This window comes from Ohtaekwangia sp. (assembly GCF_036786105.1).
In the GTDB taxonomy this organism is placed as follows: domain Bacteria; phylum Bacteroidota; class Bacteroidia; order Cytophagales; family Cyclobacteriaceae; genus Ohtaekwangia.
This window is the reverse complement of sequence record NZ_DAIQRQ010000023.1, coordinates 1-12556: the sequence shown is the minus strand read 5'-3', so window position 1 is coordinate 12556 and position 12556 is coordinate 1. Positions and strand designations below refer to the sequence as shown.

Genomic DNA, 12556 nt, shown 5'->3' with positions numbered 1-12556 from the left:
ATCGATGTGTGGTTCGACTCCGGAGCGATGCCGTATGCACAATGGCATTATCCATTTGAGAATAAAGAAGTATTCGAAAAGAATTACCCGGCAGATTTCATTGCAGAAGGCGTAGACCAGACACGCGGATGGTTCTTTACGCTGCATGCTATTGCTGTTATGATTAATGACAGCAGCAGTGAGATACAGGCTGTAAATAAAAAAGTGCACAACGGTGGTGTTGCTTTCAAGAACGTAATCTCCAACGGCCTTGTGCTCGACAAGAATGGCAACAAGATGTCGAAGAGCAAAGGCAACGTGGTGAATCCGTTTGAGACACTGAATAAATACGGACCGGATGTAGTTCGGTGGTATATGATTGAGAATGCGCCACCTTGGGATAACCTCAAGTTCGACTTCGATGGTATTACCGAAGTGCAGCGCAGGTTCTTCGGCACCTTACAAAATACGTATTCTTTCTTCGCGCTCTATGCTAACATCGATGGCTTTGTAAAAGATGAACTGAATACTGTGCCGTATGAAAAGCTTACGCACCTCGATCGCTGGATTATTTCTAAACTTCAAACGCTGATCATTGAAGTAACAAAAGCGTATGAAGAGTATGAGCCTACACGCGCTGCCCGCGCTATTCAGGATTTTGTAAACGATCATCTCTCCAACTGGTATGTGCGCCTCAACCGCAAGCGCTTCTGGAAAGGTGAAATGAGCACCGATAAAAAAGCTGCATACGAAACACTGTACGAATGTATACTTGTAATAGGTCAGCTTATGTCGCCCATCGCTCCGTTTTTTAGCGAGTGGCTCTATAGAAATTTAACCGAGAACATTCGCGATAAGGCTGTTGCTAACAATACTCCGCTTCGCCATGCATCTGTACATTTAACAGACCTTGTAAAAGCAGAAACGAAGCGTATGGATAGTGAGCTGGAGCAATCTATGGAGTATGCACAGAAGATCTGTTCACTGGTACACTCTATTCGCAAAAACGCGAAGATTAAAGTACGCACACCGCTTCAACGCATCCTGCTGCCCGTGCTTGATGATTCGTTCGCGAAGCGCATCAAATCGGTAGAAGAAATTATACTGGCCGAAGTAAACGTAAAAGCTATTGAATATATAGACGATACATCCGGAGTGTTGGTAAAGAAGGTGAAGCCAAATTTCGCCAAGCTTGGCAAACAGTACGGGCCGAAGATGAAAGAAGTATCGGCAGTAATCAACGGTTTTACAAAAGAAGATATAGCAGCAATCGAAAAGCAAGGCACCCTTTCCAAAGGTGGCTTTGACCTGGTGCTGGAAGATGTGCTCATCTCATCAGAAGATATACCGGGATGGTCTGTAGCCAGCGAAGCGGGTGTAACCGTAGCACTCGACATTACGCTTACAGACGATTTGAAGAAAGAAGGTATAGCCCGCGATTTCGTAAACCGGGTGCAGAATCTGCGCAAAGACATGGGCCTTGAAGTGCTGGACAAGATTGGTATTGAAGTAGAGAAAGACGGAGAAGTTGTAACGGCAGCGCTCACCGAATTTAAAGACTATATCAGCACCGAAACACAGGCGCTTTCGCTGGAGTTAAAAGAGAATGTCGCCGACGCTACCCCGGTAGATATGGACGAGTTTATGTTGAAAGTAAAAATAAGTGTTAAGAGATAATTGGCGGGTTCGCAGTTCAGGTTCCTCTCGTTGCGGGCAGAACCTAAACTGTGAATCGTAACCTGACAACTGCGAACCATTAATGAAAATTTACAAGTACTTTTTCCTCGCCCTCGTTATCATCCTCATCGATCAGGCTTCCAAGTTAATGGTGCATCACTATATGTACCTGCACCAGGAGATAACCGTTATCGGTAATGAACAATTCGGATTCAAGCTGCATTACCTGCTCAATCCCGGTATGGCGTTCGGCATTCGCTGGAATAATGAATTTGGTAAACTTGCACTTACCGTGTTTCGCATTGCCGCTATGGTGGGTATAGGATATTACCTGGTAAAGATGGCAAAGAAAAATGCCCATGTTGGCTTCTTGTGGTGTATGGCGCTGATTCTCGGTGGTGCGGTAGGAAACGTGGTAGACAGTACTTTCTACGGAGTTTTTCTGCACAACCAACCTGTTAACTCGCCTACACCATGGTTTCACGGACAAGTAATCGATATGCTTTTCTTCCCGCTGTTTGATTTTACCTGGCCGGAATGGATGCCGTATGTTGGCGGAGACTATTTCCTGTTTTTTAGCCCTGTATTTAACATTGCAGACTCATCTATTTTCGTAGGCGTGGTTATCATTCTGCTGTTTCAACGCAGATTTTTCGGTGAACACATACACGAAGCTATACCAGTTTCATCGGCAGAAGAACTTCCTGCAGATCGAAAAGATGAAACGGTAATTGAAAAGCAAGGCGATTCCTCACAACCGTCCTGAAAGCATTTACGGTACGCAGTATTTCCATCGGTTGATATCTCTCCAATATATATACCATACATCATATATTTGGCTGACGCCTACTAATACGCGTTAGCCAAATTGATTATTCTTCTTACTTTTAGGCTCGACTTATTAACCTTAAAACCTAATTTTCACCTTAACCTAAAGAAGATACATGAGTTTGTTTATCACTAAGCCCCTGGAGCAATTACTCGCCCAGGCCAGCGAGTCTGAAAAGGGACTGAAGCGTACGCTGGGGGCTACCAATCTTGTTGCGCTCGGGATCGGGGCCATTATTGGTGCCGGATTATTCGTAAGAACCGCTGCAGCTGCAGGCCAGGCTGCGGGTCCTGCTGTAACCCTTTCTTTTGTTGTAGCAGCCGTGGGATGTGCTTTCGCCGGATTGTGCTATGCAGAATTTGCGGCGATGATTCCAATCGCAGGTAGCGCGTATGCATACAGTTATGTAACCATGGGCGAACTTGTCGCATGGATTATCGGATGGGCACTCATTATGGAATATGCCCTCGGTGCAGCAACGGTTTCTATCGCCTGGAGTGAATATCTCAACAAGCTCTTGCATGGCGGGATACCCTATGCGTGGTCGCACTCACCGTTCGAGGGATATACAGATTCGGCAGGCGTAGTGCATCAGGGGATTGTCAATGCACCAGCACTCATCATACTGCTGTTGCTTACCTTACTCCTCATCAAGGGCACATCAGAGTCGGCATTTGTAAATGCGATCATCGTATTCATCAAGGTGAGTATCGTCTTGATCTTTATTGTTGTAGGATGGAAGTTCATTAATCCTGCTAATCACACACCTTATTTCATTCCTGAAGGAACACCTGCTGTAACAGACTCTGCAGGAAAAGTACTCGCTGATTATTCCGGTGTATTCAAGCACGGATGGGGCGGTGTTCTTGGTGGTGCAGCTATCGTGTTCTTTGCGTTTATCGGTTTCGATGCCGTATCCACTGCTGCACAGGAAGCAAAAAATCCGAAACGCGATATGCCAATCGGTATCCTTGGATCTTTGGTGGTTTGTACCATCCTCTATATTCTCTTCGGTCACGTGTTAACAGGTGTTGCCAACTGGAAGGACTTTGTTGATCCCGAAAAAGGACGTGAAGCTTCCGTTGCCTATGCAATCCACAGCTACATGCCTGGATATGACTGGCTGGCTACTGCCGTAACAGTCGCTATCCTTGCTGGTTTCTCTTCAGTAATCCTGGTGATGCTTCTTGGACAGAGCCGTGTGTTCTATACCATGAGCGGTGATGGATTGATCCCGAAAGTATTCAGCGAACTGCACCCTAAGTTTAAAACGCCTTACAAATCGAACTGGATTCTTTTTGTTTTCGTGGGGCTGTTTGCTGCGTTTGTACCCGGTCACGTTGCGGGAGATCTTACGAGCTTCGGTACTTTATTCGCATTCGTTCTGGTAAGCATTGGCGTATTGATCCTTCGTGTGAAGTCACCAAACATTGAACGTCCATTCCGCTCACCATTGTCTTCGCCTTATTTCCCGATTGTTCCAATTCTTGGTGCTTTGATTTGCGCGGCGATGATTGTTGCATTGGATGCACAAACCCTCACCGTTGCCTTTGTATGGATGGCTATCGGCCTTGTGGTTTACTTCACTTATGGCAAGAACAACAGCAACCTTCGAAAGAAATCGTAGGTTACTCATAACATTGTAAAAATAGAAAGAGGCTTCCGGATGGAAGCCTCTTTCATTTGATGCTTAAAACTTCTGAAAAATTCTTAGAACTGCTCAAACTGTGAGAAGAAGAAGCTGCCTTCGATCGCTGCATTCTCATCGCTGTCAGAACCGTGAATAGCATTTGCTTCGATCGACTCAGCAAACAGGGCGCGGATTGTGCCTGGCGCTGCTTTTTTTGGATCTGTTGCACCGATCAGCTTTCTGAAATCTTCTACTGCATTTTCTTTTTCGAGGATCATTGGAACGATTGTGCCGGATGACATATACGCGCAAAGATCTTTGAAGAAAGGACGCTCTTTGTGGATCGCGTAGAATTGACCTGCAAGCTCAGGGCTTAACTTGGTTTTTTTCATCGCCACAATTCTGAAGCCTGCTTCTTCAATCATTTTTGTTATTGCTCCGCTGTTCCCTGCGCTAACGGCATCGGGTTTGATCATCGTAAAAGTTCTGTTGGTCGCCATATTCATTTTTAAGTTTTAATCTTCTTTAACATGCTCGCTGCAAGGCAATTCCTTGCAAACGGCCGCAAAAATAGAAAAAAACTTTACAGTGCGGTGGCTACCCGGTTACGACAGATCACTATTTAACAGATCATTCACGCTCCACTCGCATCACGCGACCGTGTACTATCAAGATTTTTTACCCATTTTTGCCCCTTGTTTTTACCCTGCCTATGCAGAACATCTCGGCTTTTAAAGAATATCTGAACAGACCCCGGAAGGTGATCATCGTTACGCATTTCAAACCCGATGCAGATGCGTTGGGTTCATCCCTGGGCCTTGCCGGTTATCTCAAAAAGAAAGGGCACCAGGTAACCGTTGTAACACCGAGCGACTATCCTGATTTTATTACCTGGATGCCGGGCAATAAAGACGTGGTGATCTTCCAGAGAGAGAAGCCCCAGAAACCAAAGCAACTGATTGCAGAAGCCGATACTATTTTCTGCCTCGACTTTTCCAGCCTCAATCGCATTAACGACCTGGGCGAATTTGTGCGCGTGTCAACCGCCAAAAAAGTATTGATCGACCATCATCTGGAGCCGGAACAATTTGCAGACTTCGAACAATGGGATGGCACTGCCGCTTCTACAGCCGAGCTCGTATTCCAACTCATCGATGAGCTGGGCGATAAGTCTCTCATCGATCAGGATATTGCCAATTGTCTCTACGCAGGCATCATGACTGATACCGGTGGATTCAGACATTCCAACACTACCTATAAAGTATTTCAAATTGCGGGCGAGCTTGTGGCGTTAGGCGCTAATCCATCCAAAGTTTCCAAGCAGATATACGATACCAATAGCATTGAGCGCTTACGACTCATGGGCTATGTGCTGAGCCAGAAATTAAAAGTGCTTCCGGAGTATAGAACAGCCTATATCGTGCTTACGGCCGAAGAGCTTAAAAATTTCAGCTCGCAAACTGGCGATACGGAAGGTTTTGTAAACTACGGGCTGTCTATAAAAGGCATTAAACTCTCAGTATTAATCTCCGATCGAAGAGAGAATATAAAATTGTCGTTCCGGTCGTTAGGTAATTTTTCTGTGAACGACATGGCCCGAAAATATTTTGATGGTGGTGGCCATCGAAACGCATCCGGCGGACAAACCAAACTGTCGCTGGAGCAGACGCTCGAGAAATTTCTGAGCATTTTGCCAGAATATAAAGAACAACTGCTGGCCGAAGAAAACTAAAAAGTGTTTAACCAATTCCAACTTTATAATCTAAATCATTGTCTAATCATGAACATGACTAAACTCGCGAATGTGATGATCGGCTTGCTGCTGCTTTGCGCTGCGTGCAAGAATTCATCAGAAGAAAAAGCAACTCCTAACGGTTTTAAATTCCTGGTAGTAAAATCAGGTGATGGCATTAAGCCGAAGCCTGGCCAGTTGATAATATTCGATTACGTAATGAAGGATTCGAAAGACTCTGTATGGATGGATACCTACGATACCGGTGCTCCGGGTGTATTTCCAATTCAAGACAGCAGTGCCCTGGCTTCTGAGATCGGTGCTTTGCAAATGTTCCGCATGCTCTCCAGAACCGACAGCGTAACGCTTACCCGTCCGGCAAAAGAATTCTTTAAGGATGTATTGGGCGGTCCACTGCCTCCACAGGTAGATTCTACGCGCGCGGTAACGCTTACCCTTCACGTTGTAGACATCATCGAACAACAAAAGTATCCTGAATTCATGGCGAAGCACACTGCTAAGCGCAAGGGCTACCAGAAAGCAAAAGACGCCAAGCTTATTGAAAAATATCTGGCCGAAAAGAATATCAAAACACAACAGGATACAAGTGGTATACATTATATCATCCACTCATCCAATGGCGGCAAGAAGCCATCGGCTACAAGCTGCGTGGAAGTAAGCTACGAAGGTAAATTCCTGAAAGACGAAAAAACTTTCGACAAGAATAACAAGATGACTTTCTCATTAACTCAGGTTATACCGGGCTGGAAATATAGTATCCCAATGTTGGGTGTAGGCGACTCGGCTACCTTCTATATTCCTTCACACCTGGCATACGGTCCTCAGGGATATCCTGGTGCTATACCTCCGAATTCAATTCTCATCTTCGATGTGAAGCTTTTCGGAACAGCAGACACGTATGATCCTGAAACGAGGAGTTGCAAATAGCGTTTGCAAATAGAATTTTAACCCTGATATAAAATGATGAACAATGCAAGAAGATTGATTGGAGCCGCGTTGTTGGTTTGTGCCGCAGTCGGTTTAAACGGATGTCTCGATTCATCTAACAATAACATAGTGGATCCAAACATTCAGTTAGAAAAAGAAGTTAAGGCGATCGACCAATATCTGTCCAGTACCGGTAAAGATGCGATTACCGACCCGAGCGGCATCCGGATGGAAATCACAAAACTCGGAACAGGACTTCCCGCTAGAAATTCAAGCTCTCCGGTAGATGTAGACTATATCGGAAAATTGTTTCCGGATGGTGCCGTATTCGACCAGGGTAATGTGAACACCTCGCTCGCAGGCCTGGTAACCGGATGGCAACTTGCCTTTTTGAAATTGCCCGTAGGAACGCAGGCTACACTTTACATACCATCGTATTGGGCCTATGGTACTGGTGGCAAGGGAAGTATACCTGGCAATGCTACGCTGCAGTTCAATGTTATTTTTAACGGAACATCGCTTACTACCGCAGAGAAGTCACAGCTTACTTCAGACACCACGGCTATTGCCAAGTATATCAAAGACAACAATATTACCAATGCGGTGAAAGATTCTACGGGTCTCTGGTACGCCATTACATCGCAAGGCACTGGCCCGGCAATAACCTGGTATTCGAAAGTAACTTTCAATTTAACTTACTACCTGCTTTCTGCACCAAATGCTTCTGTAGCTTCTATAGCAGAAAAGCCCAGCGATACTTTTTATAGTCGCCCGGTAGATTATGTACAAGGTATTTCAATTGGTCTGATGAAGTTAACACAAGGCTCTAAAATGACTTTGTTCATTCCGTCTGGTCTTGGTTTCGGAACGAATGGAGCCCGCGATTCATCAGGCTCGCTGGTAATTCCGTCTAACGCCAACCTTATTGCTCAAATAGAGGTAACAGACGTACAATGAGATTGTGTTTTGCATCCAACAACAAGCATAAGCTGGAAGAAATCAGAAATGTAGTTGGCGGAAAGATTGACATCATAAGTTTAGCAGATATAAAATGTTATGAAGAGTTGCCCGAAACGCGCACCACGCTGGAAGGCAACTCTCTTCAAAAGGCCGAGTACGTTTACGATCATTTTCACGTAGCATGTTTTGCTGATGATACCGGCCTTGAGGTGGACGCTTTGAACGGTGCACCGGGCGTATACTCGGCCCGTTATGCTGGCGAACACCGAAACAGTGACGATAACATTGCCTTGTTACTGCAGAACCTGCGCAACGATACTAATCGCAGAGCACAGTTCCGTACGGTAATTACACTCGTTGGCCTTGAAGCAGAGCCGGTTTTTTTTGAAGGCATCATCCGCGGTGAGATCATCCATGATAAAAAGGGCATTTCCGGTTTTGGATACGATCCGGTATTTGTTCCGGAGGGTCATAGCAGAACATTTGCTGAAATGACGCTGGAAGAAAAAAATCAGCTCAGCCACCGGGCTATCGCCGTAAAGAAACTGGCTGAATATCTTAGAAACAGAACGGTCTGATTCACACATTACATCATTTTGTTGAAGCAATAAAAAACCTCCGGGCTCCGGAGGTTTTTTTATTATACCAGATTGAGGATGATTCGTAATTTTACATCCGGATTTTTATGAAACCTATATACACCATTGGCATCACAGGCGGAAGCGGCTCCGGAAAAACTTATTTCCTCAAAAATCTTTCGCAACGGTTCAAGCCGGATGAAATCTGCCTCATTTCGCAGGATCATTATTATAAACCGCGCGATCTGCAGATGACCGATGAAAAGGGCATTCAGAATTTCGATCTTCCAGACTCCATCGAGCGTGAAAAGCTATACCACGATATACTCCGCCTGAAAAACGGAGAAACGCTGCAAAAAGCGGAGTATACCTTTAACAACCCACAGGCAAAGGCATCTATACTGGAATTCAGGCCTGCTCCGCTATTGATTATTGAAGGGCTGTTTGTGCAATATTTTCCGGAGATAGAGCGGGAGCTCGACCTGAAGATTTTTATTGAAGCAAAAGATCACCTCAAGCTCAGTCGCAGAATCAGACGCGACAATGAGGAGCGTGGCTACGATCTGGACGATGTTCTGTATCGCTATCAGTACCACGTAATGCCGATCTACGAAACGCTGATCAAACCCCTGCAGCACCAGGCCGACATCGTGATTCCCAACAATAATCACTTTGAACGAGCCCTGGACCTGATTACGTGGGCATTAAAATCGCGGGTAACAGCTGCGGTCCTGTAAAAGTATCGGGCTGTGCATCAGCCGGTTTGTACATTACGGCCAAATGCCTACTTTTGTCTCCCTTATTATTTGATGACCAGAAAAGCACGCATACAGACGGGAACCATTATAGCCGGCATTTTTACGGCCCTGGTGATTGTTGTATCACAGCTTTTCTATTTTGAGGCACACCATCATACTGCCAAAAAAGAAGTTAAAACAGAGCATCAGCAGCATAATGACCAGTCGTCTGACGGGGCGTTTATAACCCTTCCTTCCAGTACGCTGCCCTCCTCCACGCACGTGGAGTTCAACCAGGAAATATTCTGTCTCTTCGAAATCCTGTTCGAGGAAGAAAAAACAGAGGAACATGATTTCAGTGTTTCGCTCCCATTAAGCAGGTTCTTTCAAACACTCTTCGAGGACATTATCTCCCCGAACGCGCCCTAAGTATATACTTGCCTGATTTCCCAACCGGATGCAGTCGTTCGTCCGGGCTTGTATTCTTTTTTTATTCACGCATTTTACTTTAACCAACTATATGCAAAACAGAGGACTCGTAATCTTTCTTTCGGTAGTCGTTACACTGCTGTGTTTCTTCTACCTTTCGTTTACGGTCGTGTCGTACAATGTGCAGCAAAATGCCAGGGCTGCCGCTACAGACGCTTCCGGTAAAATTGATCTTAACAAAAAACAGGCATACCTTGATTCTATCTGGAATACACCGGTATATAACCTGTTCGGTGTTGCAGAATATACATACAAAGAAGTAAAAGACTATGAGCTTAGCCTTGGTCTCGACCTTCAGGGAGGTATGCACGTAACACTGGAAGTTTCTCCGGTAGACATCATTAAAGGCCTTGCCGGCAACAGCCAGGATTCGTCTTTTGTTAAAGCTCTGCGCACGGCAACTGCTGAACAGAAGAACAGTCGCAGCAGCTTCAGCTCATTATTCTTTAAAGCATACCGCGCTGAAAATCCTGACAAGCCACTTGCCTCTATATTTGCGAATGCATCTACACGCGGTAAGATTGCTACGAACGATGATGACAGCAAAGTGATCAGCATTGTTGATCAGGAAATTGAAAGCGCTATCGATCGTTCTTTCACTATCCTGAGCAATCGTCTTGACCAGTTCGGAACATCGCAGCCTAACATTCAGCGTTTGCCGGGCAGTGGTAAAATTCAGGTAGAGATACCGGGTGCTGATAACCCACAGCGCGTGCGTAAACTTTTGCAAGGTGTTGCCCGCCTGGAGTTCTGGGATGTTATTGAGCCCAACACATTGAATAATCAATTACTGGTTATCAATGAAATACTGGTAAAAGAACAGAAGGCTGCCAAAACAACTACTGCAAAGAGCGGTGAGCCAGCTGCAAAAAGCGGATCAGAAGATCTGTCGTCATTGTTAGGTGACAGCACAAAAACCGGAAGCGATACAACTGCTACTGCAAAAGAGACACAAGGACTGGATTCACTTCAGAATCTGAATGTATCTCCGCTCTTCGCACTTAGCTCACCTCCCGGATCTTTCCGTTATGCTATTAAAGACACGGCTACGATCAATGATATCTTCAAAAGACAAGATATCCGCAATGTACTTCCGCGCAACGTAGGTGTATACTGGGCTAACAAACCTGAACTGGTAGGCACACAGGAATCGCTCGAATTATTCTTCCTGGATATAGGCCGCAATGGTAAATCCAAGCTTACCGGCGAAGTAATTACCGATGCCCGCAACGAGCTGGATCAATTTGCCCGCCCGGCAGTAAGCATGAATATGAACGCAACCGGCACACGTGTTTGGGCAAAATGGACAAGCGAAGCAGCGAGCAAGAGCCCGAAAGGCAGAATCGCCATCATGCTTGATAACGCAGTATATTCTGCACCTTCTGTAAACGGCGAGATTCCAAACGGTAACTCTCAAATCACCGGTAACTTCACCATCGAAGAAGCTAAAGATCTTGCCAACGTGTTGAAGGCTGGTTCACTTCCAGCTCCTACCAAGATCGTTGAAGAATCTTCTGTTGGACCTACACTGGGTCAGGAATCTATCCGTAACGGTATGATTTCTATCGTAGTGGGTTTCCTCATCATTATCTTCTTCATGCTGGTGGTATATAACGCATCGGGTTGGGTTGCTGACCTTGCCGTTATCCTGAACCTGATCTTCCTGTTGGGTATACTTGCCTCACTCAACGCAGCGCTTACACTGCCTGGTATTGCCGGTATACTTCTCTCGCTCGCTATCGCTGTGGATGCAAACGTGTTGATCAACGAGCGCGTGAAGGAAGACCTCAACGCAGGTAAAACACTCGACACTTCTATTCGTGCGGGGTATAAAAATGCGTTCACAGCCATTATCGACTCGAACGTTACTACGCTTATCAAAGGCTTCGTACTGCTGGCATTCGGTTCTGGTCTGATCTATGGTTTCGCAGTAACGCTGATCATCGGTATCCTCTGTTCGTTCTTTACATCGGTATTCTTTACCCGTGTTATTTTCGAATACTATATCCGCAGAGGCAAGAAGGTTAACTTCTCTATGAGCTGGTCCAAGAACCTGTTCCGCAGTATCAACATCAACTTCATTGGTAACCGTAAGATATACTATACCATTTCTTCAGCGATTGTTGTTGCGGGTATCGTAATGGTATCGATAAAAGGATTCAACTATGGTGTTGACTTCAAAGGTGGTCGTACCTACATCATCGGTTTCGAAAAACCGGTTACCGCTAAAGAGGTTCGCGAGAGCCTGACCGAAGCATTTGGCGAAGCTCCGGAAGTGAAAACTTTTGGTGGCGATACTAAATATAAAATTACAACCAGCTATCTGATCGATGACGATTCAGACGAAGCAACGGTGCATGCCGGAAAGCAGCTCGAAACAGGTCTTGCCAAATTCAGCGGCAACAAAGCCACTATACTCAGCTTCTATAAAGTAGGACCTACGATCGCGAACGATATTAAAGTATCGGCCATCTGGTCGTTGATGGTAGCGGTGGTGCTCATGTTCCTCTACATCCTGATCCGATTCAGAAAATGGCAGTTTGCGTTGGGTACCGTGGTGAGCCTGTTCCACACGGTAATGGTGGTGCTTTCGCTCTTCGTGTTGCTGGAAGGCATTATGCCATTCAGCCTCGAGATTGATCAGTCGTTTGTGGCTGCAATCCTTACGGTGATTGGTTACTCGATCAACGACAGTGTGGTGGTGTTTGACCGCGTTCGCGAATTCCTCGCGATGAAGAAGAGCACAGAAGATACAGCGAGTGTTGTAAACAATGCCTTGAACGATACCCTTAGCCGTACGCTTATTACCGGTATGTCTACGATCTTCGTATTGTTGATCCTGTTCGTATTCGGTGGTGAGACGATTCGCGGATTTACGTTCGCGATGTTGATCGGTGTATTGATCGGTACGTATTCTTCACTGTGTATCGGTACACCTGTACTGGTTGACTTCTCTAAAGATGATAAATTACCGGATAACAAAGTTGCAGCAGGCAA

11 protein-coding genes are annotated in these 12556 nt (G+C 45.6%); 10 read left to right on the top strand and 1 reads right to left on the bottom strand.

What is annotated here, in order from left to right:
• The 3 genes from V7Q33_RS11555 to V7Q33_RS11545 all read left to right on the top strand — a co-directional run.
• Positions 1-1656, top strand: a 1656-nt coding sequence (locus tag V7Q33_RS11555) for a DUF5915 domain-containing protein (RefSeq protein ID WP_333819935.1), incomplete at its 5' end; no start/stop codon positions are given.
• A gap of 82 nt (positions 1657-1738) precedes the next feature.
• Positions 1739-2422: a lipoprotein signal peptidase gene (locus V7Q33_RS11550; protein WP_333819934.1), complete on the top strand. Its 684-nt coding sequence runs from the start codon at positions 1739-1741 to the stop codon at positions 2420-2422.
• 178 nt (positions 2423-2600) lie between these two features.
• The gene (locus V7Q33_RS11545) at positions 2601-4112 is read left to right on the top strand and encodes an amino acid permease (protein ID WP_333819933.1); all 1512 of its coding nucleotides are present in this window, start codon (positions 2601-2603) and stop codon (positions 4110-4112) included.
• A gap of 83 nt (positions 4113-4195) precedes the next feature.
• On the opposite strand, the gene V7Q33_RS11540 is transcribed toward V7Q33_RS11545, so the two are convergent.
• Positions 4196-4615 (bottom strand): nucleoside-diphosphate kinase, encoded by a 420-nt coding sequence (locus V7Q33_RS11540; RefSeq protein WP_331982555.1) that lies wholly within the window; start codon positions 4613-4615, stop codon positions 4196-4198.
• A 212-nt stretch (positions 4616-4827) separates the two neighbouring features.
• On the opposite strand from V7Q33_RS11540, the gene V7Q33_RS11535 reads away from it, so the two are divergent.
• The 7 genes from V7Q33_RS11535 to secDF all read left to right on the top strand — a co-directional run.
• The gene (locus V7Q33_RS11535; protein WP_331982553.1) at positions 4828-5847 is read left to right on the top strand and encodes a DHH family phosphoesterase; all 1020 of its coding nucleotides are present in this window, start codon (positions 4828-4830) and stop codon (positions 5845-5847) included.
• Positions 5848-5895: 48 nt separating this feature from the next.
• Complete coding sequence (locus V7Q33_RS11530; RefSeq protein WP_331982551.1) at positions 5896-6795, top strand: FKBP-type peptidyl-prolyl cis-trans isomerase; 900 nt, start codon at positions 5896-5898, stop codon at positions 6793-6795.
• A 33-nt stretch (positions 6796-6828) separates the two neighbouring features.
• Positions 6829-7752, top strand: coding sequence for an FKBP-type peptidyl-prolyl cis-trans isomerase (locus V7Q33_RS11525; RefSeq protein WP_331982549.1), 924 nt, complete (start codon positions 6829-6831; stop codon positions 7750-7752).
• A complete protein-coding gene (locus tag V7Q33_RS11520; protein WP_331982547.1) occupies positions 7749-8333 on the top strand; it encodes a non-canonical purine NTP diphosphatase in 585 nt (194 codons plus the stop codon). Before V7Q33_RS11525 ends, V7Q33_RS11520 begins: the two co-directional genes overlap by 4 nt.
• A gap of 107 nt (positions 8334-8440) precedes the next feature.
• Positions 8441-9070 (top strand): uridine kinase family protein, encoded by a 630-nt coding sequence (locus V7Q33_RS11515; protein WP_331982545.1) that lies wholly within the window; start codon positions 8441-8443, stop codon positions 9068-9070.
• Positions 9071-9142: 72 nt separating this feature from the next.
• Positions 9143-9499, top strand: a complete 357-nt coding sequence (locus tag V7Q33_RS11510; RefSeq protein ID WP_331982543.1) for a hypothetical protein — start codon at positions 9143-9145, stop codon at positions 9497-9499.
• 91 nt (positions 9500-9590) lie between these two features.
• Positions 9591-12556 (top strand): protein translocase subunit SecDF (gene secDF / locus V7Q33_RS11505; protein WP_333819931.1); only part of this gene is annotated, 2966 nt, incomplete at its 3' end.

Coding starts and splice junctions, on each gene's coding strand:
- V7Q33_RS11545 (WP_333819933.1), top strand. CDS start 2,601: ATGAGTTTGTTTATCACTAAGCCCCTGGAGCAATTACTCGCCCAGGCC.
- V7Q33_RS11515 (WP_331982545.1), top strand. CDS start 8,441: ATGAAACCTATATACACCATTGGCATCACAGGCGGAAGCGGCTCCGGA.
- V7Q33_RS11550 (WP_333819934.1), top strand. CDS start 1,739: ATGAAAATTTACAAGTACTTTTTCCTCGCCCTCGTTATCATCCTCATC.
- V7Q33_RS11540 (WP_331982555.1), bottom strand. CDS start 4,615: ATGGCGACCAACAGAACTTTTACGATGATCAAACCCGATGCCGTTAGC.
- V7Q33_RS11530 (WP_331982551.1), top strand. CDS start 5,896: ATGAACATGACTAAACTCGCGAATGTGATGATCGGCTTGCTGCTGCTT.
- V7Q33_RS11520 (WP_331982547.1), top strand. CDS start 7,749: ATGAGATTGTGTTTTGCATCCAACAACAAGCATAAGCTGGAAGAAATC.
- V7Q33_RS11510 (WP_331982543.1), top strand. CDS start 9,143: ATGACCAGAAAAGCACGCATACAGACGGGAACCATTATAGCCGGCATT.
- V7Q33_RS11525 (WP_331982549.1), top strand. CDS start 6,829: ATGATGAACAATGCAAGAAGATTGATTGGAGCCGCGTTGTTGGTTTGT.
- V7Q33_RS11535 (WP_331982553.1), top strand. CDS start 4,828: ATGCAGAACATCTCGGCTTTTAAAGAATATCTGAACAGACCCCGGAAG.